The following is a 24446-nucleotide window of genomic DNA, read 5'->3' as shown; positions in this document are numbered from 1 at the left end:
CCGTTGCTGTCGCTAGACTTCGCAGTCATGAATGTGCCCACTTTTGAAGCTGAAGGATTACCACCAGAGCGGCAGGCGTGGCGGGCGATGTTCGCCTTGTCGCTGGGCTTTTTCGTGTCATTGCTCGATCAGTCAATGATCGCAGTTGCTTTGCCTAGCATCCAGAAAGGGCTAGGTGCCTCTATCAACGGGGTGCTGTGGGTCTCGGCTATTTATTTGTTGGGCGTGGTCGTTCCATTGCTGTGCACGGGCCGCCTGGGAGACATTTTCGGGCAAAAGCGAATGTTCCAACTGGGCGTGAGTGTATTCGGTTTGGGTGCGCTGGCCTGTGCTTTAGCGCCCAATATTTCGGTTCTGATCGCCGCCCGTGCGGTGCAGGGTGTGGGCGCCTCGTTGCAGATGCCGCAGTCGATGGCTGTCATCAATCGCGTCTTTGCCCGCGAGCGGCGGGGACGTGTGCTTGGCGTGTGGGGAGTTATTGGTTCGGTCGCTTCACTTTTGGGACCTTTGCTGGGCGGATTCCTTGTTGGTGGCTTTGGCTGGCCGGCAGTGTTTTGGGCGCACGTTCCTTTCGTGGTTGCGGCAGTGGTGCTTTCGGCCATGTGGGTTCCGGCGCTGAAGACCACAGCGCGCAAGGTCGACGGCGTTTCGGTGGCGGTGTCCTTTATTGCTTTGAGCGCCCTCGTGTTCGGCATTCAGCAAGGCCCTGAGACTGGCTGGGATGGCTGGATTTGGGCACTGTTGGCCGTAGGACTCGCAGGCCTGGGAGCCTTTGTGTGGCTGCAATCTCGAGCTGGCAGCGAGGCTTTGGTGCCGCTGCGGCTTTTCGACGACCGCAATTACTCCGCGGGCAGCTTCGCAATCGTTGCTATGGGCTTTATGGCCGCGTCGATGATGCTGCCCATCATGTTGTGGCTACAGCAGGACAAGGGGGTTGGGGCGGCAACTGCGGGAGTCATCGTGGCGCCGATGGCACTGGTGTCTTTACTGATTTCACCGGTGGCTGGGATCTTGGCGGATCGCTTGGACCCGCGGCGGTTGGCGATTACCGGTTTCGTGATTATGGCGGCGTCGTTTAGCGCGGCGCTTGTGGTGATTAACCTAGATTTCGGCGCGTGGTGGATGTGCGCGCCGGTTGCTGTGCTGGGCTGCGGGCAATCCTTCATCTGGGGCTCGAATGCAGCGACCACTATGCGCGACGTACCGCTGGATCTAATGGGGGCTGCTTCGGGCGTGTACAACACCTCGCGCCAGGTGGGCTCGGTCCTCGGCGTCGCGGCAGTCTCGGCCGCACTTCAGGTGGCGGGTATTTCTGCTGCACTTTTCGTCATCATAGCGGTGCTTGTAGTCGGTGGGCTGGCTTCCTTAAGCTTTCGGGACACCCTGCACGGTGCGAGCGAAATTATGAGCGGGTAAGTTGGAACTCATGCGCCTTGCTGTACTTACCTCCGGCGGCGATTGCCCCGGCCTGAATGCTGTTATCCGCGCGGTTGTTCGCACCGCTTCCAACGAATTCGGTTCCACAGTCGTGGGCTACGAAGACGGTTGGGTAGGCCTGATGGAAGATCGCCGGCGAGATCTTTATGACGACGCCGAAATCGATCGCATCCTGTTGCGTGGCGGAACCATTCTGGGTACTGGCCGTCTGCACCCCGATAAGTTCAAGGCTGGTCTGGATACCATCAAGGCAAATATGGAAGACGCTGGCGTTGACGCGCTCATTGCCATCGGTGGCGAGGGCACGCTAAAGGGCGCGAAGTGGCTGTCCGACAATGGAATTCCGGTCATTGGTGTACCAAAAACTATTGACAACGACGTTAACGCCACCGACTACACCTTCGGTTTCGATACCGCAGTATCCGTGGCTACTGACGCTATCGACCGCCTGCACACCACTGCTGAGTCCCATGACCGCATCCTCATCGTGGAGGTCATGGGCCGTCACGTGGGTTGGATTGCACTGCACGCGGGCATGGCCGGCGGCGCGCACTATACGGTCATTCCCGAGGTGCCTTTCGATATCGCCGACATCACCAAGGCGATGGAACGCCGTTTCCAGATGGGCGAGAAGTACGGAATCATCTGTGTGGCTGAGGGTGCGTTGCCGAAGGAAGGCACCATGGACTTTGAAGAGGGCGGAGTTGATCAGTTCGGTCACCAGACCTTCAACGGTATCGGCCAGGTTATCGGTGACGAGATTAAGAAGCGCACCGGCTACGACGTGCGTACCACGGTGCTAGGCCACATCCAGCGTGGCGGTACGCCGACTGCTTATGACCGTGTGCTTGCAACGCGCTACGGAGTCCATGCCGCTCGCGCCGCTCACGATGGCAAGTCGGGCATGTGCGTGGCGCTGCATGGCGAGAGCATCGACCTGGTTCCGCTGGAAGAAGCCGTGGGCAAGCTGAAGGTTGTTCCGCCGAAGCGTTATGCCAACGCCCAAGCGTTGTTTGGCTAGATAGGACGCATATAAAAAATGTCACCTCGCCTGTGAGGTGACATTTTTCGTTTTGCCTAGAAATGGATGCGAAGGGCGGGCACGTCGGCGTCGACAATCCACGGCTCCGCAGTGATGCGAATCGGGGGTTCGCCCTCCGCGAAGGCCATGGTGTCGCCATCCTTTAAGGTCGCGCCTTGTTGGGCGTAGTCAGCAATGTTGGCAAGCATGGAGTACAGTTCGTCGGGGCTGCCCTGGAAGTCGCGGATCTGGAGTTCTGGGTGGCCGAGCATGGGCATGCCCAAAGTATAGGCCTGAAGGCCGTTGTCGTCCTGTGCCACCCAAGTGGACGCGAGGTAGTGCGCGGGCAGCTTATCGGCCACAGCTTCAACGTAGTTTTCCGTGCTCTCGGCCACGCGGCCCACGGAGTTAAGGACCGCAATTGCGCCGGGAGTCTGGGCAATTGCCGACGTCGCAAGGCCTAACGTGACCAGCTGGTGCAGACGGGCCTCGCGGGTGTTCTTGATGAGTTCGAGGCGCTCGTTAGAGGGGAAGACGTTGATAAGGACCATGCACGCGATGTCCTCCCAGCCTGCAGGATCGCCGGACAGAATTGGGTGCTGATGGAAGGATGGATCACCTTCAAGGTCTGCTCGAGTTGCTGCGGCCGGAGTAAACGCGAGGGCATACTCGTCGTTGATTTCTACGACCATGGACTTCTCCGATTTCTCCAGCGGTCCGAGGTTCTTGCCGAAGGCTTGTGTAATCATGGACTTCATCGCTTCGGTATCGGGCGCACTGTCGAAGAACACGAGGGAGGTGGCCAGAGACGTGACGAGGCCATAGTCAACAGCGTGTGGGGTTCCTTGTGGGGAAGCGGTGGTCATTGAGGGCTCCTTAGCTGTTTGTGGCTTGCTTTCGCTGTAGTTTCGCTTTAGTTATGCGGTGGTTTCGGGCGCACGCCGCGTAACCGTATCGGCCATCATAGGGGAATGCATGCGCGTTCGTGGCTTCATACTAAGATGGCACCCATGACTGCTGCGATTTATGACCTGATGGACTACGACGAGGTCCTAGAGAAGTTCGAACCAGTAATGGGTATGGAAGTTCACGTCGAGCTCAATACCCAAACCAAGATGTTTTCCACATCGCCGACGAACTTCAGCGCAGCGCCGAACTCGAACGTCGACCCAGTGTCCTTGGGCCTGCCAGGCGCACTGCCGGTAGTCAACTCTGCCGGCGTCGAGGGCGCAATCAAGATTGGTCTTGCGCTCAACTGCAAGATCGCTGAGTCTTCTCGGTTCGCGCGCAAAAACTACTTCTACCCAGACCAGCCGAAGAACTACCAGATCTCTCAGTACGACGAGCCGATCGCGTACGACGGTTACCTGGATGTCGTTCTGGAGGATGGCACCGAGTGGCGCGTTGAGATCGAGCGAGCACACATGGAGGAAGACACCGGCAAGCTGACTCACATCGGTGGCGCTACCGGCCGTATCCATGGTGCGACGAGCTCCCTGGTGGACTGTAACCGCGCCGGCATCCCGCTCATCGAGATCGTTACCAAGCCGATCATCGGCGCTGGCGAGCGCGCTCCTGAGGTTGCCAAGGCTTATGTTTCCGCTTTGCGCGAGCTGGTTGCAGCCCTCGGTGTTTCTGATGCTCGCATGGACCAGGGCTCTATGCGCGTTGACTCCAACCTCTCCCTGCGCCCGGTGGGCCAGGAGGAGTTTGGTACCCGTACCGAGACCAAGAATATTAACTCCCTGAAGTCCGTGGAGCAGGCAGTGCGCTTCGAAATGCAGCGCCAGGCCCAGGTCATCACCGATGGCGGCGAGATCGTCCAGGAGACCCGCCACTACCAGGAGGCGGATGGTTCTACCTCCAAGGGACGTCCAAAGGAGACCGCTGAGGATTACCGCTACTTCAACGACCCGGATCTGCCGCCGGTTATCGTTTCCCGCGAGTGGGTGGAAGAGATCCGCAAGACCTTGCCGGAGATGCCATGGATCCGCCGCGCTCGCATCCAGGAAGAGTGGGGCTTGAAGGATGAAGAAATGCGTGACCTCGTCAATGCTGGCGCGCTTGATCTCATCGTCGCTACCGCTGAAGCTGGCGCGAAGCCGGATGAGGCACGTTCCTGGTGGGTTTCTTACCTGGCGGGTAAGGCGAACGAGGCCGGCGTGGAGCTTAGCGCTCTCGATATCAGCCCGGAGCAGGTCGCGCGCGTTATCGCATTGATTAACGAGGGCAAGCTGACCAACAAGTTGGCGCGCCAGGCGGTCGACGGCGTCTTGGCGGGCGAGGGTGACGTTGACGAGGTCGTCGCTAAGCGCGGGCTCGAGGTTGTGCGTGACGACGGCGCGATTGAAGCTGCTGTTGACGAGGCTCTTGCCGCTAACCTGGACATCGTGGAGAAGTACAAGGCTGGCAACACGAAGGTCACCGGCGCCATCGTGGGTGCCGTCATGAAGGCCACCCGCGGCAAGGCAGACCCAGCGCAGGTTAACAAGCTGATTGCGGAGAAACTGCAGGGTTAATTGAGTTTTGGGAGCCATTTTCATTAGGCGCCGGTAATGAAAACAGGCGTAGGGTGGTTCTCATGCCAATTAAGACTAAAGCACTTCAGAAGACCTCTCCCGATGCACCATTCAAGGTCGTGGAAATCGAGCGCCGCGACCCGCGCGAGGATGATGTAGTTATCGACATCAAGGCCGCGGGTATCTGCCACTCTGATATCCACACCATTCGTAATGAGTGGGGAGAGGCTCATTTCCCGCTGACCGTCGGTCACGAGATCGCCGGAGTTGTCTCCGCGGTGGGCGAGAACGTCACCCAGTTCAAGGTTGGTGACCGCGTCGGCGTCGGCTGCCTCGTCAACTCCTGCGGAGAGTGCGAGCAGTGCCAGGCCGCTATGGAGCAGAACTGCTTGAACGGCAACGTTGGCACCTATAACTCTAAAGACGTCGACGGGACCATCACGCAGGGTGGCTACGCGCAAAAGGTCGTTGTTAACGAGAATTTTGTTCTGCGCATTCCAGACGGACTCGACTTCGACGTTGCCGCACCGCTGCTGTGTGCAGGTATCACCACCTACTCACCCCTAGCGCGTTGGAACGTCCAGGAGGGGGATAAAGTAGCCATCGTCGGTCTCGGCGGCCTGGGCCACATGGGCGTCCAGATTGCTGCGGCAAAGGGCGCAGACGTCACCGTGCTCTCCCGTACCTCACGCAAGGCGGAGGAAGCGAAGAAGCTTGGCGCACACCGCACGCTCGCAACCTCTGAGGAAGAGGACTTCTTCAAGAACCACCGTGGTGAGTTCGATTTCATCCTCTCCACGATTTCGGCGCAGTACGATCTTGAGGGCTACCTTGGGCTGCTGAAGCCACGCGGCATTATGTCCGTGGTTGGCCTGCCTCCGGAGGCAATGTCGCTGAAGCTCAGCCGAATTGTTGGCGGCGGTAAGGTCCTCACGGGCAACAATATCGGCGGCATCGCCGAGACTCAGGAGATGCTCGACTTCTGTGCGGAGCATGGTTTGGGTGCAGTCATCGAGAAGGTGGATGTAGACGAGGTTGACGCAGCTTACGATCGCGTGGTCGAAGGTGACGTCAAGTTCCGATTCGTAATTGATACCGAATCGTTTAATAACTAAATACTTCTCGGGTTTCCACAGGTCCGGGCGCTTTTCTATCGAGCCTAGTTTTCAGGTTTTAAAGGATTGGCGCTCGGGCGTTTGTGATTTGCGGGCTAGGCTTGCGTACTCTTGATCGAGGCTATCGTTTATTAAATCGTCTAATAAGTAAGGCAATCAGACACACGTGTCTACCAAAAATATTCTGTCCATTTCTTTGTCCTTCGTGGGACTGCTCGTCGGTGCCGGCTTTGCAACCGGCCAGGAAGTCGTGCAGTACTTCACGTCCTTTGGCCTATCTGGCGTGTGGGGAATCATCGTTGCTGGCATCGTAATGACGCTGGCCGGCACAGTCTTCCTGCAGTTGGGTAGCTACTTCCATGCCTCAGAGCACAACCAGGTATTCCGTGAGGTCACCCACCCAATCGTTTCCAAGTGCCTCGATGTGGCCGTTATCTTGACCTTGTTTGCGGTCGGCTTCGTGATGTTGGCAGGCGCAGGTTCCAACCTAGAGCAGCAGTTCGGCTGGTCGGCTTGGGTGGGCTCACTGCTCATGCTCGTCATGGTCATGGGTGTGGGCATGCTCGACGTCAACAAGGTCTCGCAGGTCATCGGTATGCTCACGCCAACCATCATCATCGCGGTTTTGGGCGTTGGCATCTACACGTTGATGAACATGCCCGCTGATCCGGGTGCCGCTATCGCAGCTTCTGCTGAGATCGAGTCTCCGATCTCCAACTGGTTGGTTTCAGCGCTCAACTACAACGGCCTAGCTCTGATTCTCGCGGTGTCCATGTCCCTGGTTATCGGTGGCGATAACATCAGCCCGCGCGAAGCAGGCTGGGGCGGCGTTGTCGGCGGCTCTCTCTATGCGGTCCTGATGGGAATCGCAGGCTTTACGCTGCTGATGAACACCGATATGCTCGGTGACTCTGACATTCCGATGCTGACCTTGGTTGACTCCATCCACCCAGTACTGGGCGTCATCATGGCAATTATCATCTACCTGATGATCTTCAATACCGCTATCGGCATGTTCTACGCGCTGGGCAAGCGTCTGTCCGCTGGCCATGAAGACCGTTACCGTCCGATCTTCCTGGCGGGCTGCCTGGCAGGCTTTGCGGTTTCTTTCGCCGGCTTCAAGACTCTGATGCAGTACGTTTACCCGGTTCTGGGTTACATTGGCTTCATTCTGGTGGTCATCTTGGCCGTTGCGTGGCTGCGTTCCCTTGGCCAGATCCGGGATGAGGGCATGCGCCGCGAGCGTATCCGTGCCCTGATGCACCTGAAGCTGCACCCAGATAAGGAATACGACGCTGCTCGTTACGATGACGAAATCGGCCAACACATCGTTGACTCCAACATGGAGGACGAGACACTGTACGAGGATCTGGCGACCGAAGTTGCAGAGAGTCTAGACGGTGACGAGGAGGTCGACTTCGATAAGGGCGAGTGGGAAGAGAACCGCAACGAAGCGACCTACTACACCGAGCGCGATGCAGTCGAGACTGACCGCTCTGAAGAAGAAATCAAGGCGTGGATTGAGGAAACCGGCGCTACCGGTGACCCAGAAGAGGACGAGGAGCTTCCTGCCGAATCTGGCGAGGCCAAGCCCTTCACGCCAAACAGCAAGTAAAAATACTCGCTAATGAAGAAGTAGCTTCGCTGTCAGAACCATCATCACGCAACCGATAGCGAAGTTCACATAACGCCATGTGGTGGGCTTTGCAAGCACAGGCGAAAGCTTGAATGCTCCATAGCCCAGGGTGGGGAACCACACGGCACTGGCCAGCAGCGCGCCGGCGGCAAAAAGCCAGCGCTGCTGGCCATATTGCTGTGCAATGCCGCCAAGCATGACCAATACGTCAACGTATGTCAGGGGGTTGAGCCAGGTCAGTGCCATCGCTCCCATAACGGGCTTTAGCCAGGTGCGTGACTTAAGGCGGGGCGCGGTTATGACGGCAGTAGAGCCGTGGACTGACTGTGGCTGCACCGTGGGCTGAGTGTTTTCGACGACGAGTGCCTCTTGTTCCTTCTTGAAGGCATCGCGGAAGCAGCTAAAGCCAAAGTAAAGCAGGTAGGCCGCACCTAGGTACTTCATGATGACTAGGCCGGTAGGGAACTTTTCCACGAGGACGCCCATGCCGCCGACACCGGCATTGATCAGGATGACGTCGCTAAGCAAGCAGGCGAGGATGATGGCGCTAATGTGATCGCGTTTAACACCCATCTTGATGATGTACGCATTTTGGGGGCCAATGGCGATGATCAGAGATAGACCGAGAAGGAAGCCTGCGAGCAGAATTGACATGAGATTTAGTGTGCCTGAGCAGTGTTCTGAAGTCTAGTTAATGATTCTAAAGCTGATTTAGAATAGCTTCATGAACCCGGTGCATTTGGAAACTTTGCTGGTGATTTTAGAAGAGGGCAGCTTTGAAGTTGCGGCCGCAGTGTTGGGAATCACTCCTTCGGCGGTTAGTCAGCGCATCAAGGCGCTTGAGCAGAAGACGGGCCGTATTCTTCTGCATCGCTCCACGCCTGTTACGGCAACCGAGGCGGGGGAGATTTTGCTGCAGTCGGCCCGGCGCATGGCGTTGTTGCAGGCGGAGACAGACGCCCGTCTGCAGGCCCGGCTAGCTCGCGTGCCGCTTACCGTAGCGGTCAATTCTGATTCCTTGGCCACGTGGTTCAAGCAGGTGGTGCGCGACGTCGCCAAGCGCGGCGAGGTGGCGCTGCGCATCCGCATTGAAGATGAAGCGCGCAGCCTGGCCATGCTGCATCGCGGCGACGTGCTGGGTGCGATCACCCGCGAGCATGCGCCGGTCTCCGGCTGCGAGTCGACCTACTTGGGTTCGCTGCGTTATTTCGCGGTGGCGGCCCCGAACCTGGCTGAAGGGTTTGAGTCATGGGAGACAATGCCGCTGGTGGGATATGGCCCCAATGATCAGATTTTGGACGATGCGATGCGGGAGCGATTTATTGATTCGCATGTCATCCGCGCGCGGGTCTCACAGATTCCTTCTTCCGAGGGCTATCTCGACGCTGTGCGTTACGGCTTGGGGTGGGGCCTAGTCAGTGAGCTGCAGGCGCGGCCGCTTATCGACGCCGGGGAGCTAAAGGTCTTGGATGATAAGCCGATGGACATCGATCTCTACTGGCAGCGCTGGCGCCTGGAGTCAGAGATGCTCGAGCATCTCACCGAGACAGTGATTGCTGCCTCTAGTGTTTTGCGGCAAGTTGGCGCTGGAAGGGCTCAGGATTCTTAATCTCCTCGCCAGCAGGGAGTGGTCCTGGAAGCTGGGTGCCTGCAGCAAAAGGCTGACCGCTAAATCGCCCGCGGTCATGTGGCTGCATGAGCCAGTCCATATTGGGGCCAACCGGGACAATCTTGGTGGGGTTGATCTCGGTGTGGACCATGAAATAGTGCTGCTTTATCTCAGTGAAGTCGGTGGTATCACCGAATCCCGGAAGCTGGAAGAGCTCCTGCAGGTAGCCGCGGATGTTGGGCATTTCCGCCATCTTGGCCCGCGAGCACTTGAAATGGGAGTAGTAGACGGGATCAAATCGGATCAGCGTGACGAAAAGGCGGATATCGGTCTCGGTGATGTGGTCTCCGACCATGTAGCGCTGGGTGCCCAAGCGCTTTTCAACCCAATCGAGCGCCTCCCAGAGGTCTGCGTATGCCTTTTCGTAGGCATCCTGGGAGCCGGCGAAGCCGCAACGGTACACGCCGTTGTTGATGTTATGGAAGATATAGTCGTTTAGCTCTTCAATTTCGGCAGCGTGCTCGTCCGGGTAAAGATTCGGCGCACCGGCGCGCTGGAATGGTGTCCACTCCTTGATGAAGTCGCGCACCATGGAAGAATAGTCATTGGTGACTACGCGCTTCGTTGACTCTTCGACGAGCGCAGGGACCGTGATTCCACGTGGGTAGTCGGGGTAGCGGTTGAAGTATGCCTCCTGAAGGCGCGCGATGCCGAGGACCGGATCTACTTCGCCCGGATCAAGGTCGAAGGTCCAGGAGCGGATGTCATGGGTGGGGCCGGCCAGGCCCAAGGAGATGGCGTCTTCCAGCCCCATGAGGCGGCGGGTGATAACGGCGCGGTGTGCCCATGGGCAGGCGCGGGCGGCAATCAGGCGGTATCGTCCGGACTCTAGTGGCCAGCGGAAGGTGCCGTTTTCTTGGGCGGTCACCTCGCTTACCCGGCCGGAGATCCTGTCTTCGATGTAGTTGGTATCGCGGATAAATTCGCCGTCGGGTGAGGCATTTTTAGCGTCGCCGGCCCAGTCGGGGTTTGAATTGGTGCTCATTTCGAGTGGCCCTCCAGTGGTCTGCGCAGTTTTGTATACGTGTCAACAAAGTTTATTTCTCGATGGTACATCCTTTAAATGGAAGTGGCCAAGGCGTCGATAAAAATCTATGGCTAGCCCGCGCCGCGCCGTGTGATGTGCAACATTTGCGCTGGGTGCTGCCCTAAGTTTGAAGTATGAGCGATAAGAACGTACCCGATAAAGCAACGAGCTTCGACGACGATCTCGATATCCCGACCTATAACGCCGACGCGAAGGCTGAAGAAAAGCCCACCCGGTCCCGCTTGTTTAAGCGTGCCGGCCGCGCTGAGCCGCAGGAAATTAAGCCGAATGCGCAGACTGTGCCAGAGACGGCCCTCGGGGAGGAAGAGGCTGAGGAAGAGGCTACTGAAACCCGGCAGTTTGAGACGCTGCGTGCGGAGGACCCAAAGACGGAGAAGGTGGAGAAGGTAGAAGAGGTGCCGGAACCTGTCTACGGTGACGAGGACTTTGCTACCGCTGCGATGCCGGCTAGCGCGGCTGACCTCGATGAGGATGAAGAATCGGTGGATGAGACTGCTGTCGAGACCAACGAAGACGAGCAGGTACGCCGTGATGGCTACCGCGAGTATGGTCGCCGCGGAACCATTGACTTTGGTCTGCTTTTCGTGCGTATCGCGCTGAGCGCTTACTTGCTTATCGCCGGTGCAACCACCTTCTTCAAGCTCGGTGGCGGCGAAGGGCTTTCCGGCCTGGAAACGGACTTTGCTGATTACGCTTTCGCATCCCCGCTGGCTATCGCGGTTCCGACGATGCAGCTTATCGCTGGCGCCTTCTTGCTGCTCGGCCTAGTGACTCCTTTTGCGGCAATGATTGGCCTCGTCGTTACCGGCTTTATGGCGCTGCACGAGCTGGCCGCCTCCGGTGCTGGCCTGGACATTTTCAACTGGCCGGATTCCGTCTGGCTGTCGCTGGTGCTGTTCGTTATTGCGGTGGCACTGCAGTTTACTGGCCCGGGCTTTATCTCCTTCGACGCAAAACGTTCTTGGGCGCGTCGCCCACTAGCTACCTCGTGGATCTTCGTGGTCATCGGCATCGCCGTGCTGGTAGCGCTGTGGTGGTTCGGCGCCGCCGTTAATCCGCTGGCCTAAATCGCTCTTTAGTTTAGGAATCCGCTGGCTCGCATTGGGCTGGCGGATTTTTTTAGATCCCCTTGATTTCCATAGTGGAAAGTGTCATAGTTTCTTATATGGAAAACAAGCAGAACTCCGATGACGTTCTCGAAGCTTTGAACTTCGAGACGCAGGTAAACGCGCGGGCGAGCCGCAAACAAACTTTTCTATATTCTCTGATTGCGATTTTTGGAGCCGGTTCGATCGTCGCGATGAATCTTCTCCCCAAAGGAGCGCCCTTGGCAGCCTTTTTAGTGGTCTTTTTGGTTGTAATATGCGCCATTGCGATTGTTGTGGAGCGTAAAAAGAAGACGCGCCCCGCTCTGCGCCAAGATCCCCTCAACCAGCCCAAGGCGGATAGGCGCTATATGTTGGGCGTGTTCATTATGCTAAGCCCGATGCTTTTCAACCCGTTTATTAAGGGCAATGTCGTTGCGGTGGTCGTTGTGGCCGCGGTCTGGGCGTGCGGAGCTTTTTGGGCACTGCAAAGCGGTGCGCTGGATTTGCAGAAGCGAGCAGTGGGCAATGCCTGAGCTTCATCCGGTGATTCACCCGATTAACCGCTTTAAGATTTGCGCCACGCTCAATGCTTATGGCGCGGCGGATGCCACGATGCGCATGGAGATGCGCTTTTCCTCGCTGCGTGATGAGACGGGGCTTTCCGACGCCACGCTGTCCAAGCAGTTGAATACGCTAGAAGAGGCAGGGTTGGTCAGCCGCTTTAGAGAATATGGTTCCTCGCGGTCGAAGGACGCCGTGTGGGTGATGCTGACTGCCGAAGGCCGCGAGGCCTTTGCAAATCATTTGGCGGCTCTGCGCGAGATGGCAGGCGAAGCCGCGACGTAGCGCAGGCAGTAGGCAAAGAGCGCTACTGCGATGAAGGTGAGCCAGACGAAGTCGTCGACCAAGAACTTCTGATAGTAGGGCTGGCTGTGAACGTCGATGGAATCGCCGAACCACCACTTCGGCGGGACGGATACAACCATGGCGATCCACGCCGTCATTACCGCGAGGAGAAAGCCCGCAACCCAGGTGTGGTTGCGCCAAGTCCATGCGCGGTAGGTAAAGACCGGGATGATAAGCGCCAGCCAGACCCAGTGGTGTGACCACGAGACAGGGGAAATCAGCAGCATGACGAGGGCGGTGACCAACTGGGCGTCGACAAGCATGTTGCGTTTCAAAAGAGCCAGGATAAGGCGTGCGCCAATCACAACCACCGCGAGGGAGCCGACCAACCAGATGAGGTTGATCAGGGTGCTGTTGTTTTCCATTGCCTCCGTGGAGGTATAAAGGCGCTGGACCACCGCCTTGAGCGAGCTATTGGACTGGTAATCCGTGGCCACGCCGAAATCCGCGCCGGAGCCCATGTCGAGCAGCTTGGAGGTGAAAAACTCCTCGAAGGCCTGCCAGCGCACTGCGCCGGCGATGAGGGTGGCCGCGGTTGCTGTGCCGATCGCAACGAAGATCGGCTTCAGTTCTTTGCGCAGCAAGAAATAAAGGAGCATCGCCAGCGGAGTAATCTTGATGGCGGCAGCCAATCCGATGAGGATGCCCTGCGGCAGAAAACGCTTGCGGGGTACCAGATCGAGGACAACTAATGCCATCACCACGATGTTGACCTGGGCAAAGCCATTGTTGAGGCGAATCGGCTCAAATGCCAGGGTAGCCGCCCAACACAGCGCAACGACGGGAAGCAACAGGTCTTGACGCTTTAAAATCGCGCGGAATACAAAATAGAGGCAGACCAGAAGCAGCAGGTCTGACAGGATGTTCATGATGTCGCCGGCTAGATCGTGGGTGATCCAGTCGGGCGCAGTAAGCGGGACCATCGCGAGCGCGCCGAAAGGTGGGTAGATAAAAGGCAGCGCAATGTCACCGGCCATCATTGGCTCGGAGTAGAGCGAACGTCCCTCGATGTATGCCTTGACGCCTTCGCGGTAGATCACCATGTCGATGGGGAAGTCGGTCATACGCGTGTGCTTGACCATTCCAATGGTTCCGGCAATTAGTCCGAAGAGGGTCAGCGCCCATTTGGCCGCCGATGCAGTCGTAGTATTCGCGGATTTCATCGGAATCAACAATAGGACACTTTCGCCCATGCGCTGCGTAGGACGTGGCGCATGGGCGAAGTTAGTGTGATGATTTGGGCTAATTCACGTGTCCATCGACCACGCGGACTGCGCCGCGGTCGGCCGAGGTGGCCATCGCCGCGTAGGCGCGCAGTGCCTTGGTGACGGGGCGATTGCGGGAGACGGGCGTCCAGGGTTTTTCGCGGGACAGCTGCGCTTGGCGACGGCGCTCAATTTCTGCCTCATCAATGTCCAGGGTGAGCTTGCGCGCGTGGATGTCGATGGAAATCTGATCGCCATCTTCGACCAAGCCGATGAGTCCACCGTGTGCGGCCTCCGGGGAGATGTGTCCGATGGAGAGTCCGGAGGTGCCGCCAGAAAAACGACCGTCGGTAATCAGCGCGCATGCCTTGCCGAGACCCGAGCCCTTGAGGAAGGACGTCGGGTGCAGCATCTCCTGCATGCCGGGGCCACCGGAGGGGCCTTCGTAGCGGATGACGATGACATCGCCAGCCTTGATCTCGCGGCGCAGGATGATAGAGACGGCTTCTTCTTGGGACTCCACCACGCGGGCCGGGCCGGAGAACTTCCACAGTTCTTCCTCGACACCCGCTGCCTTAACGATGGCGCCATTCGGAGCGAGGTTGCCGCGCAGGACCACGAGGCCACCGTCGGAGGAGTAAGCGTACTCTGCATCATGGATGCAGCCATTGGCTTGGTCGGTATCCAGCGACTCCCAGCGGTTGGATTGGGAGAAAGGTTTGGTGGTGCGCACGCCACCCGGTGCGGCGTAGAAGAGCTCGCGGGCCTTGTCCAGAGCCTTGTCGTTACGGATGTCCCAGTCGTCCAACCACTGTTCAGCGTTGTCGTAGAGCGCGGTGTACACCTTCAGGTGGAGGTGGCCAGCGCGACGCAGCTCACCAAGGATGGCGGGGATGCCGCCGGCGCGGTGTACGTCCTCGATGTGATAAGTGCCGTTGGGCGCCACCTTAGATAGGCACGGTACGCGGTAGGAAATGTCGTTGATGTCCTCGAGGGTGAAATCAACCTCCGCTTCCTGTGCTGCGGCGAGAGTGTGCAAGATGGTGTTGGTGGACCCGCCCATGGCCATGTCCAATGCCATGGCATTGCTAAAGGCTTCCTTCGTTGCGATGGCGCGCGGCAGCACGGAATCGTCCTCTTCACCGTAGTGACGGCGACACATGTCGACGATGGTGGTGCCTGCCTTTGTAAAAAGCTCCTTGCGCGCGGTGTGGGTTGCCAGAGTGGTCCCGTTTCCGGGCAGTGCCAGACCTAAAGCTTCGGTAAGGCAATTCATCGAGTTGGCGGTGAACATGCCAGAGCATGAGCCGCACGTCGGGCATGCGGATTCCTCGATGGTGCGTAGGTCGGAGTCTGAAACTGCCTCGGATGCCGAGGCGGTGATGGCAGTAATGAGATCCGTCGGCGCGTGCGCAATGCCATCGACGACGACTGCTTTGCCTGCCTCCATGGGGCCACCGGAGACGAAGATGGTGGGGATATTGAGACGAAGCGCGGCATTGAGCATGCCCGGGGTGATTTTGTCGCAATTGGAGATGCATACCAAGGCGTCGGCAGTATGCGCGTTGGCCATGTACTCGATGGAATCTGAGATGATCTCGCGCGAAGGTAGGGAGTAGAGCATGCCTCCGTGGCCCATGGCGATGCCGTCATCAACTGCGATGGTGTTGAATTCCTTGGGCACGCCACCAGCGGCGCGGATTGCATCCGCTACGATGTCGCCGACGTTTTTAAGGTGAACGTGTCCGGGCACAAACTGTGTATAGGAGTTTGCGATCGCCACGATGGGTTTGCCGAACTCATGTTCTTGGGTGCCGGTTGCGCGCCAGAGCGCTCTGGCGCCAGAGGCTTGCCTGCCTACGGTTGTAACTTTAGAGCGCAGCGGATACATGGGGAGTGGGTCATCCTTACTTATTAGTGCGACCAGCGTCTTTCTTGAGCTCCGGGTGCTTTGCTAGATGGCGGGCATACTCTTCTTTGCTCATCAAGACTTGTTGGCCGTCGCGGTGGACCACAACAACTTTCTCGTCGGCCGCCTCGCGCCCGGCAGTCAGGGCGTCGGGAATGCGACCACGCGAGGCCTTAGAAAGCTCAGGCAGAGAATTGAAGGTGATGCCGGGAAGGGAGTACTGCTTGCCCGACTTCGTGCGCGCAAAGGCGTGTGCACGCTGGAAGCCGATACCAGAGAACTCTTCCCAAGGGATGGTCTTGGAGCCTTTGAACGCGTAGCTAATGGCGATGCCTTTTTCGCTCACGCGGGTGCGAGACTTGAGAACCCACCAGATTCCGAGGATGGGGATGATGAGCAGCCATCCCAGGTATTTTGGGGCCCAACCGATGCTGAGCAAAGCGATGGCGGAGAGGAAGATAATTCCTAAGATGTGGTCGCGGGCGGGTGTGAATACCTTTGCCTGGGCATGGGTGGCCTGGGCGTCCGCGGTAGATGCGGAGTCAGCTTTCCGTGGGTGAGATGGCGTCATAGCTGCCTATGCTAATTCACATGGATAGTGCTGTGTAAACCGCCTCACCAGAACAATCCCATTTTATGGGATGCACATCCCAAAAATGGGGGTATTTGCCATATTCTGAATACCTGTATGTGTATAGTAATTGCCATGATCATTATTCGACTTCAGCTAGTAGTACCGGCGCGGCGTTTGCCGCATCGAGTCGCCGAGCAACTTCTTTAGCGACGTCGAAAAGCAAACGCCCTCGCCAACTACCTACCAGGCAGTTGGAACGAGGGCTTTTGTTATTTCTGGTCAGCTTGTAAGCCTCGTCGCCGCACCCTGGGCGCTGAAAGCTTAAAGACTCCTCGCCACCCATTGGGGAGAAAACTCAAAAGATACCGAGACCAAGTAAAAGGAGCGTTTTAGAAGTGGCTGCTACAAAAATGCCGACACCGGCAACGGTAGCCTCTGCATTGCAGGGAAACCGGCAACGCTAAGTGGCGCTGAGGCCATTGTTCGGACCCTAGAGGATCTTGGTACTGAGATTGTTTTTGGTATCCCAGGCGGCGCAGTTCTGCCACTCTACGATGCGCTGAACCGTTCTGCGAAGCTGCGGCACGTGCTCACGCGTCATGAACAGGGTGCGGGTCATGCCGCTGAGGGATATGCACAAGCTTCAGGGAAGGCGGGCGTCATGATCGCAACGTCTGGCCCTGGGGCGACCAACTTGGTGACGCCGCTTGCCGACGCCAACCTTGACTCCGTGCCGGTGGTGGCCATTACGGGGCAGGTGGGCACTGGGCTCCTTGGCACCGACGCCTTTCAGGAAGCGGATATCAGGGGCGTGACGATGCCGATTACCAAGCACAACTTCATCGTCACCGATCTGCAGGAGGTCCCCACTGCCATTGCTGCGGCCTTTCATTTGGCGTCCACAGGCCGGCCTGGTCCGGTCCTGGTTGATATTCCTAAGGACGTGCAAAATGCGCGGGTGGCGTACAAGTTTCCGCCGGAAATTGATCTGCCAGGATACAAGCCCAACACCATTCCGCACCCGCGGCAGATTACGCAGGCCGCCCAGCTGATTGCTTCGGCGAAGGCGCCGGTGCTGTACGTCGGCGGTGGCGTAATCAAGGCCAATGCTGCGCAGGAGCTAAGGGAGTTTGCGGAGCTTACTGGTATCCCCGTGGTTACTGCCCTCATGGCCTTGGGAGCATTCCCGTCTACGCACCCGCAATTTTTCGGTATGCCCGGTATGCACGGAACTGTATCTGCGGTTGCCGCCCTGCAACGAGCGGATCTTCTGATAGCGGTCGGCGCGCGCTTTGATGATCGAGTTACGGGAGAAGTGGCAACCTTTGCTCCGCGTGCGCAGGTGATCCACGCTGATATTGATCCAGCCGAAATAGGCAAGATTCGTGCGGCCGAGGTGCCCATCGTTGGCGATGCCAAAGAGGTGCTGATCCAGTTGTGGAAGGCTTTCTTTCGGGATGATCAATTAGCCGTGCCCGAGATTGGGGAGTGGATGAGTTATCTGGCGGGGCTGCGCGAGCAGTTCCCGCGTGGCTACGAGCCGACCCCGGATGGGTTGATGAATCCGCAATATGTGATTGAGCAACTCAGCGAACTTGTTGGACCTGAAGCCATTTACTGCTCGGGAGTTGGTCAGCATCAGATGTGGTCGGCTCAGTTTATTGACTTTGAGCATCCACGTACGTGGCTGAATTCTGGTGGCGCGGGAACGATGGGCTATTCGGTCCCCGCGGCGCTGGGGGCAAAGGCTGCCTGTCCAGATAAAGAAGTGTGGGCAATTGATGGTGATGGATGCTTTCAGATGACCAATCAGGAATTGGTCACTGCCGCCATCGAGGGGCTGCCGTTTAAGGTGGCCGTCATTAACAACGGCAACCTGGGTATGGTGCGCCAATGGTAGACCCTTTTCTATGACCGGAACTACTCGCACACCAAGCTGCGCGAGCCTGACGAGTATCTGCCGGATTTTGTCCAACTGGCCAAGGCTCTTGGATGCGAAGCGATTCGGGTGACCACTCCGGAAGAGATGGCACCTGCCATACGCAGGGCGCGGGAGATAACTGACCGGCCGGTGGTCATCGACTTCATCGTGGGGCACGATGCGCAAGTGTGGCCCATGATTGGCGGTGGCGCATCCAATGAACAAATTGAATACGCGCGGGGACTGCGCCCATTGTTTGAGAAAGCCGGGGAAGAAAAGTGAGTCAGGTAGCAACGAATGAAGTTACTCGCCATACCCTGTCGGTATTGGTCCAGGACATTGAGGGAATAGCCTCGCGCGTGACCGGTATGTTCACCAGGCGCGGCTACAGCTTAGTTTCCCTCGTCTCGGCGCGCACCGAAGTGGAGGGGATTAACCGGCTTACCATCGTGGTCGATGCCTGCGACGTCGTTATCGAGCAGGTGACCAAGCAGCTGAATAAGATCGTGCCGGTTCTCAAGGTGGTGGAGCTGGAAGAAGAGGCAAGCATCGCCCGCGCGATCATGCTGGTGAAGGTCAATGCTGACAACACGAACCGCCCGCAGGTTGTGGATGCAGTGAATATTTTTAGGGCCCGCATAGTCGACGTCGCGCAAGAGTCAGTTGTCATCGAGGCAACCGGTACGCCGGGTAAGCTACGAGCATTGCTCGACGTCTTGGAGCCGTTCGGTATCCGGGAACTAGCGCAGTCTGGCCACGTGGCGCTGGGGCGTGGGCCTAAGACGCTGGCCCCCTCCAAATAAGAATCTCACAACACGAACATTCAATCTCACAGTGTGGTACAAGTGGACTTAGGTTCCACACCCACCATTGACACAGTAAGGAATTAAAGAAATGGCAATCGAGACTTTTTACGAAGCCGACGCTGACCTGTCCATTATCCAGAATCGAAAAGTTGCCGTCATTGGTTATGGCTCTCAAGGCCATGCGCATGCGCAGAACCTGCGCGACTCCGGCGTGGAGGTTGTTATCGGCCTGCGCGAGGAGTCCGCATCCCGAGTGCAGGCGAAAGAAGCTGGCTTCCAGGTCATGAGCAACGCTGAGGCCGCTAGGTGGGCCGACATCGTCATGCTGCTTGCTCCGGATACCTCGCAAGCGCAGATTTTTGCCGAGGATATTGCACCCAACCTGGAGCCTGGCAACGCGATCTTCTTCGGTCACGGACTCAATATTCACTTCGGTCTCATCAAGCCGGATGAGTCCATCACGGTCGGCATGGTTGCGCCGAAGGGGCCGGGCCATCTGGTGCGCCGCCAGTTTATCGACGGCAAGGGCGTGCCTTGCTTGATTGCAACGCAGCAGGACCCGCGTGGGGAAGGCCGCGATCTGACGCTTTCCTACGCTGCCGCTATTGGCGGTGCTCGTGCCGGCGTCATTCCAACGACGTTTAAGGCCGAGACCGAAACCGATCTCTTCGGCGAGCAGGCGGTTCTGTGTGGCTCCCTCGAGCAGTTAATTATGTATGGCTTCGAGACGCTGACTGAGGCTGGCTACGAGCCGGAAATGGCTTATTTTGAAGTCCTGCACGAGATCAAGCTCATCGTAGACCTCATTTACGAAGGTGGCCTGAGCGCCATGAATCATTCCATTTCTGATACGGCTGAGTTTGGCGGTTTCCTGGCGGGTCCTCGCATCATCGACGCTTCCGTGAAGGCACGCATGAAGGATGTGCTGACTGACATTCAGAACGGCACCTTTGTGCGACGCTTGGTCGCGAACGTTGAAGGCGGCAACAAGGAACTGGAAGATATGCGCGCCAAGGTTGCCCAGCACCCAGTGGAGGAGACCGGTACGAAGCTGCGTGAGCTCATGAGCTGGGTGCAGACGCCGGCGCAGGGCGGGTTCTAGAACGCCATCGGTGTGGCTTTGATGTCTGAATGATTGCGAATATGTGAGATATATTTCTGGACGGGCAATGCCGTGTGAGCGAGGGTACTGTCGAAGTTATGGGTTTTACGACGCCAAGCTACGACCTCAACGACCTCTTCGCACGCATTGACCGCGGCGATATTCAGCTTCCTGACTTTCAGCGCTCATATTCCTGGGACGAGGATCGCATCCGTTCCCTCATCGTTACGGTGTTGCGTGGATATCCCATAGGCGCGCTCATGGCGCTGGATACGCGCAACGAACCCATGCGCTTTAAGCCCCGGGCGCTTGCGGGCGCTCCCGATACCGGCGTCAACCCGGGACTTTTATTGTTGGATGGTCAACAGCGTCTGACCACGCTCTATCATTGCTTCCGCGGCAACGGCTCGGTTGCCACTACCGACTTCCGTTCGAAGAAGGTCACCCGCACCTTCTATCTGGACTTGCGCAAGGCCATCTCGCATGAAGTTATGCCGGATGAAGCTGTCTTCGCCGTCGATGAACGCGGTGAGGTTTGCTCCCACTTTGCGCCGGCTATTGAAGGCACCATCGTGGACCGTGAATCTGCGCTAAGTGCTTGCTGCATTCCGGTATCGGCGCTGCTGAGCGAAGAGGGCACCAGCATGCTCTTCGAGCTGGCCGCAGTCGGCGACGGCGTCAATCGCGAGGTTGTCGCGGCCTTTAACAACCGCATCCTGCGTCCGCTTTCTGGCTATAACGTGCCGATGATTCGTCTTTCCCGCGAGACAGCGCAGGCGGGCATTGGCTCAATCTTTGCGCAGGCAAACTCCGCCGGCCTGCAGATGGACGTATTCGATTTGCTCACCGCAGTCTTTGCCTCCGAGGATCCAAAGTTCCATTTGGCGGATGATTGGGCGCTGGTCGAGGCCGATCTGCGCAAGTGCGCGGCGCTTGACGGAATCGGGCGCACCGAGTTTCTTTCTGCGGTCTCGCTATATGTTTCCGGGCAGAAGGGAGCAGCCGGCGGGCAGCGTGAGGATATACTGCAGCTGTCACTGGACGAGTATAAGAATGCCTCGGCAACATTGCGCATCACCTTCCGCGAGGTCGCAGAGTTCTTGGCGGATCGCTGCATCTTGAGCCTGGAGCAGGTGCCTTATAACGAGCAGATCATTCCGTTGGCCGTGATTCTGGCTCGCCTGGCCGGTCGTCGTGGCGTCTTGGCGGATAAGAAGTCCTGGGACCGTTTGAACCGTTGGTTCTGGAGTGGCGTATTTGGTGAGCTTTATGGCTCCTCAGCAGTTATGCTGCGCGCGGCACGCGACGTCGACGAGGTCACCGCCTGGGTTGCTGGCGATACCGAGGAGATGCCGAAGACCGTGAAAGATGCTTCCTTCCGCGAGTCCCGCCTGCTTTCGGTGGGTGAGCACGACGGAGTCTGGCACGGTCTCTATGCGCTGCTCATGGCCCGCGGTGCACGCGATTGGCGCACGGGTACCGAATTTAGCCGCAAGACTTTCGAGGAGCTCAAGCCGGGCTTTTATCCGGTCTTCCCGCTGAACTGGTGCAAGCGCCATGGCATCAGTGACGTTCTTGCCAACTCCGTTTTGAACCGCACGCCGATGGGCAAGCGCACCGAGGTGGTTCTGGATGGCTATGCGCCGGAGCGCTACCTGCCGCGTGTACAGTCCAAGTCGATCATGGAAGATGCCGAGTTCGACGCCGTACTTTCCTCGCACGAGCTCAACATCGACCTTTTCCGTTCGACCAAGGCCGAGCAATTCTTCGTGGATCGACGTGAACGCTTCGTCGGCATCGTTGAATATGCGCTCGACAAGGAGGTAATCCGCGACGTTGATGAAGCAAACCTCTCTGGCGGTGAGGAAGGCCCGCGAGCTTTTGGGCGTTAAGAAGGTTCTCGCGGCGTCGTTAACCGCGCTTATGCTTCCCACGCTTTATGCATGCTCTGACATAGGGCGTGGGGAAAAGCTCGTCACGCCTGCGTTGGCGGAGATGTCAGAAGAAGACATCGATTTGATGCGTGCACATGCGGAGAATACGAACCAGCTTATTGACCCGAAATTCGTCGATAAAGTGACGGTGGTTCAGGACGAATGGGGTATTGAATCAGCGCGGCTTTTCTTTAATAAGTCGCATACCTTGTTCGTGGCGGAAAATTCCGACGCGGCAAAACTGCGCGCGGCATCAATTGCTATCGCGCAGCGTGCGCCGATGGTGGTCTACGACGATTCCAACCGCAGCGAGATTCTGCGCTTGGTCGACGACATCGGTGCGGGCCTCGTGGTGACTGTGGGAGATGTTCCCTTCGCCGATACTTTCCATCCGGGCCATGAGCACGAACATCAATTTGTCCATGACCCGGGAAACACTAAGGCGCTGGGAGAATACACAGCCTATTCATTTACCTCGAAGGTGATCGCGAATCCTGCACGCATGGTCGAGGAAGTAGCGAGACTGGATGCAAACGACCGCTTCGAGCTGAAGGCAGCATGGCAGCCGCTGCCGCAGGAGATAACCCACGAGAAGATGCCGGCTATTCCTGGCCAGACCCGCAGGGACGGGCAGATGGCGCCGAACATCGTTGCCACGGCGCAGACTCCGCTGGTCAATGTTGCCAACGCCAACGCATATGGCGGCACCATTCTGATGATGCCGGACCCGGATCCCACGGCAACCAAGGTGGGCGCGGCCATGGTTATCGGTCTCGAAAACGGGCCAGTAGTGGCCCTCGGCCCCGAATTCGGTCAACCGAAAGAATTTAGCGAAAAAATCGCTCAAGGCTGGCAGGGATAAACTACACTTCCTTGCAACGTATACACGGTTCATGCGTTTGCCCAATACAACCTAACTAAGGAAGTCATGTCGAAGCCGGTCGTATTAATCGCCGATAAGCTTGCCCAGTCCACCGTTGCAGCATTGGGAGACGGGGTGGAAGTCCGCTGGGTCGATGGGCCAAACCGCGCCGAGCTGCTCGCTGCGGTGCCGGAAGCGGATGCCTTGCTCGTGCGTTCCGCCACGCAAGTCGACGCCGAAGTGCTCGCCGCAGCTCGGCGCCTCAAGATTGTCGGGCGTGCGGGCGTGGGGCTCGACAACGTTGATATCCCTGCTGCCACCGAGCGTGGCGTCATGGTGGTCAACGCGCCAACCGGCAATATTCACAGTGCCTGCGAGCAGGCGATTGCCCTGCTGCTTGCTACCGCCCGGCAAATTCCTGCAGCCGATAAGTCCTTGCGCGACGGCGAATGGAAGCGCTCCTCGTTCAAGGGCGTGGAAATCTACGGCAAGACCGTCGGAATCGTTGGCTTTGGCCACATTGGCCAACTGTTTGCCCAGCGCTTGAAGGCCTTTGAAACCACCATCATCGCCCATGATCCTTATGCCAATCCAGCGCGTGCTGCCGCTCTGGGAGTCGAGCTCGTGGAGCTTGAGGAGCTTATGCGCCGCGCTGACTTCGTAACCATTCACCTGCCTAAGACGAAGGAAACCGCGGGGATGTTCGACGCGGAGCTGCTTGCTAAGGCGAAGGAGGGCCAAATCCTTATCAACGCCGCACGCGGTGGTCTTGTGGATGAGGCTGCGCTGGCGGAATCCATTAAGGCGGGCAGGCATAGGGGAGCAGGATTCGATGTATTCGAAACCGAGCCGTGCACTGATTCGCCATTATTTCAGCTGCCGCAGGTGACCGCTTCGCCGCACCTAGGCGCCTCGACGGTGGAAGCGCAAGACCGGGCGGGCACGGATGTGGCGGCCTCTGTTCTAAAGGCGCTTTCGGGCGAATTCGTTGCCGATGCCGTTAACGTGTCCGCGGGACACGTGGGCGAGGAAGTGGCCGGTTGGCTGGATCTCGCACGAAAGCTGGGGCTTGCCGCAGGAAAGTTGCTGGGCCAGGCACCGGTTGCCATCGAGGTAGAGGCGCGCGGCGAACTCGCTAACGAGGACGTCTCGGCGCTGGGCCTTTCGGCTGTGCGCGGCTTGTTCAGTGGCGTCGTCGACGAGCCTGTGACCTTTGTCAACGCCATGCAGATTGCACATGCGCGCGGTGTCGAGGTGGACGTGCGGACCCAGGCTGAATCGAAGGGGCAGCGTTCCTCGCTCGTGGTGCTGGTGATTGGCGCGGATGGCTCGACCTCCCAGCTGACCGGCGCCATCACGGGCATCGACGGCGTGGAGAAGATCATCCGCATCAATGCTCGTGGCGTCGACATGCGGGCAACGGGCCGCAACCTCTTCTTTAGCTACGATGACGCCCCCGGTGCGCTCGGCACGGTGGGCACCAAGCTGGGGGCCGCGGGGATCAACATCGTGGCGGCTGCACTGACGCAGGGCAAGACGCCAAGCGACGCCGTTCTCATTCTTCGCGTCGAGCAAGAGGTGCCAGACGAGATGGTTGATGACATTAAGGCGGCTCTCGGTGCGGAGTGCGTGCAGCTGGATCTCGACGCTTAAAGAGGGAGGCGGAAATTCGAGAAATAGCGTTGAAGGGTCTG

General features: G+C 58.1%; 20 protein-coding genes and 1 pseudogene. 15 read left to right on the top strand and 6 right to left on the bottom strand.

The features are described from left to right. Positions 1–27: 27 nt before the first annotated feature. Positions 28–1416, top strand: a complete 1389-nt coding sequence (locus HMPREF3169_RS08550; RefSeq protein ID WP_070456151.1) for a DHA2 family efflux MFS transporter permease subunit — start codon at positions 28–30, stop codon at positions 1414–1416. Positions 1417–1426: 10 nt separating this feature from the next. Next, positions 1427–2458 carry an ATP-dependent 6-phosphofructokinase gene (locus HMPREF3169_RS08545; RefSeq protein WP_061922085.1) on the top strand — a complete coding sequence of 344 codons (1032 nt, stop codon included), beginning with the start codon at positions 1427–1429 and terminating at the stop codon, positions 2456–2458. A 56-nt stretch (positions 2459–2514) separates the two neighbouring features. Here the strand turns inward: HMPREF3169_RS08545 and HMPREF3169_RS08540 are convergent, their stop codons facing one another. After that, the gene (locus HMPREF3169_RS08540) at positions 2515–3324 is read right to left on the bottom strand and encodes a DUF4261 domain-containing protein (RefSeq protein WP_061922088.1); all 810 of its coding nucleotides are present in this window, start codon (positions 3322–3324) and stop codon (positions 2515–2517) included. 144 nt (positions 3325–3468) lie between these two features. Here HMPREF3169_RS08540 and gatB point away from each other — a divergent pair, with 144 nt between their 5' ends. The 3 genes from gatB to HMPREF3169_RS08525 all read left to right on the top strand — a co-directional run bounded on the left by gatB (position 3469) and on the right by HMPREF3169_RS08525 (position 7707). After that, positions 3469–4977 carry an Asp-tRNA(Asn)/Glu-tRNA(Gln) amidotransferase subunit GatB gene (gatB, locus tag HMPREF3169_RS08535; protein WP_070456149.1) on the top strand — a complete coding sequence of 503 codons (1509 nt, stop codon included), beginning with the start codon at positions 3469–3471 and terminating at the stop codon, positions 4975–4977. A 62-nt stretch (positions 4978–5039) separates the two neighbouring features. After that, positions 5040–6092, top strand: coding sequence for an NAD(P)-dependent alcohol dehydrogenase (locus HMPREF3169_RS08530; protein ID WP_070456147.1), 1053 nt, complete (start codon positions 5040–5042; stop codon positions 6090–6092). A 166-nt stretch (positions 6093–6258) separates the two neighbouring features. Further along, positions 6259–7707 carry a YkvI family membrane protein gene (locus HMPREF3169_RS08525; RefSeq protein ID WP_070456145.1) on the top strand — a complete coding sequence of 483 codons (1449 nt, stop codon included), beginning with the start codon at positions 6259–6261 and terminating at the stop codon, positions 7705–7707. A gap of 9 nt (positions 7708–7716) precedes the next feature. On the opposite strand, the gene HMPREF3169_RS08520 is transcribed toward HMPREF3169_RS08525, so the two are convergent. Then, positions 7717–8382 carry a LysE/ArgO family amino acid transporter gene (locus tag HMPREF3169_RS08520; RefSeq protein ID WP_070456143.1) on the bottom strand — a complete coding sequence of 222 codons (666 nt, stop codon included), beginning with the start codon at positions 8380–8382 and terminating at the stop codon, positions 7717–7719. A 70-nt stretch (positions 8383–8452) separates the two neighbouring features. Here HMPREF3169_RS08520 and HMPREF3169_RS08515 point away from each other — a divergent pair, with 70 nt between their 5' ends. Beyond that, on the top strand, positions 8453–9337 hold the full coding sequence (locus HMPREF3169_RS08515) for a LysR family transcriptional regulator ArgP (protein ID WP_061922099.1): 885 nt from the start codon (positions 8453–8455) through the stop codon (positions 9335–9337). Here HMPREF3169_RS08515 and HMPREF3169_RS08510 read toward each other — a convergent pair. Continuing rightward, entirely contained in the window at positions 9291–10382 is a 1092-nt protein-coding gene (locus HMPREF3169_RS08510; protein ID WP_061922102.1) for a glutathione S-transferase family protein, read from the bottom strand. The two genes, HMPREF3169_RS08515 and HMPREF3169_RS08510, sit on opposite strands and share 47 nt — an antisense overlap. A gap of 176 nt (positions 10383–10558) precedes the next feature. Between HMPREF3169_RS08510 and HMPREF3169_RS08505 the strand changes: the two genes are divergently transcribed. The 3 genes from HMPREF3169_RS08505 (at position 10559) to HMPREF3169_RS08495 (ending at position 12379) form a co-directional block, all read left to right on the top strand. Then, the gene (locus HMPREF3169_RS08505) at positions 10559–11512 is read left to right on the top strand and encodes a DoxX family protein (RefSeq protein ID WP_070456141.1); all 954 of its coding nucleotides are present in this window, start codon (positions 10559–10561) and stop codon (positions 11510–11512) included. A gap of 98 nt (positions 11513–11610) precedes the next feature. After that, positions 11611–12066, top strand: coding sequence for a hypothetical protein (locus HMPREF3169_RS08500; protein WP_070456139.1), 456 nt, complete (start codon positions 11611–11613; stop codon positions 12064–12066). Next, a complete protein-coding gene (locus tag HMPREF3169_RS08495) occupies positions 12059–12379 on the top strand; it encodes a transcriptional regulator (protein ID WP_061922111.1) in 321 nt (106 codons plus the stop codon). Before HMPREF3169_RS08500 ends, HMPREF3169_RS08495 begins: the two co-directional genes overlap by 8 nt. Here the strand turns inward: HMPREF3169_RS08495 and HMPREF3169_RS08490 are convergent. The 3 genes from HMPREF3169_RS08490 to HMPREF3169_RS08480 all read right to left on the bottom strand — a co-directional run bounded on the left by HMPREF3169_RS08490 (position 12334) and on the right by HMPREF3169_RS08480 (position 16124). Beyond that, positions 12334–13602, bottom strand: coding sequence for a glycosyltransferase family 87 protein (locus tag HMPREF3169_RS08490; protein ID WP_061922114.1), 1269 nt, complete (start codon positions 13600–13602; stop codon positions 12334–12336). The two genes, HMPREF3169_RS08495 and HMPREF3169_RS08490, sit on opposite strands and share 46 nt — an antisense overlap. Before the next feature lie 79 nt (positions 13603–13681). Continuing rightward, positions 13682–15535 carry a dihydroxy-acid dehydratase gene (gene ilvD / locus HMPREF3169_RS08485; RefSeq protein WP_061922116.1) on the bottom strand — a complete coding sequence of 618 codons (1854 nt, stop codon included), beginning with the start codon at positions 15533–15535 and terminating at the stop codon, positions 13682–13684. A gap of 16 nt (positions 15536–15551) precedes the next feature. Then, complete coding sequence (locus HMPREF3169_RS08480) at positions 15552–16124, bottom strand: PH domain-containing protein (protein ID WP_061922119.1); 573 nt, start codon at positions 16122–16124, stop codon at positions 15552–15554. 413 nt (positions 16125–16537) lie between these two features. On the opposite strand from HMPREF3169_RS08480, the pseudogene HMPREF3169_RS08475 reads away from it, so the two are divergent. The 6 genes and pseudogenes from HMPREF3169_RS08475 (at position 16538) to serA (ending at position 24405) form a co-directional block, all read left to right on the top strand. Further along, positions 16538–18330, top strand: a pseudogene (locus HMPREF3169_RS08475) (acetolactate synthase large subunit). Then, the gene (gene ilvN, locus HMPREF3169_RS08470; RefSeq protein WP_070456137.1) at positions 18327–18851 is read left to right on the top strand and encodes an acetolactate synthase small subunit; all 525 of its coding nucleotides are present in this window, start codon (positions 18327–18329) and stop codon (positions 18849–18851) included. Before HMPREF3169_RS08475 ends, ilvN begins: the two are co-directional and overlap by 4 nt. A 91-nt stretch (positions 18852–18942) precedes the next feature. Next, positions 18943–19956 (top strand): ketol-acid reductoisomerase, encoded by a 1014-nt coding sequence (ilvC, locus tag HMPREF3169_RS08465; protein WP_070456135.1) that lies wholly within the window; start codon positions 18943–18945, stop codon positions 19954–19956. A 98-nt stretch (positions 19957–20054) separates the two neighbouring features. Beyond that, positions 20055–21848: a GmrSD restriction endonuclease domain-containing protein gene (locus tag HMPREF3169_RS08460; RefSeq protein WP_061922129.1), complete on the top strand. Its 1794-nt coding sequence runs from the start codon at positions 20055–20057 to the stop codon at positions 21846–21848. After that, positions 21796–22752 (top strand): hypothetical protein, encoded by a 957-nt coding sequence (locus HMPREF3169_RS08455; RefSeq protein ID WP_070456134.1) that lies wholly within the window; start codon positions 21796–21798, stop codon positions 22750–22752. The genes HMPREF3169_RS08460 and HMPREF3169_RS08455 overlap by 53 nt, the downstream gene beginning before the upstream one ends. Positions 22753–22818: 66 nt before the next feature. Further along, positions 22819–24405 (top strand): phosphoglycerate dehydrogenase, encoded by a 1587-nt coding sequence (gene serA, locus HMPREF3169_RS08450; protein ID WP_070456132.1) that lies wholly within the window; start codon positions 22819–22821, stop codon positions 24403–24405. Positions 24406–24446: the final 41 nt, after the last annotated feature.

It is taken from the genome of Corynebacterium sp. HMSC08C04 (assembly GCF_001807495.1).
GTDB lineage: Bacteria > Actinomycetota > Actinomycetes > Mycobacteriales > Mycobacteriaceae > Corynebacterium > Corynebacterium simulans.
The sequence above is the reverse complement of the archived record's forward strand: the minus strand, read 5'-3'. Positions and strand labels throughout refer to the sequence as shown.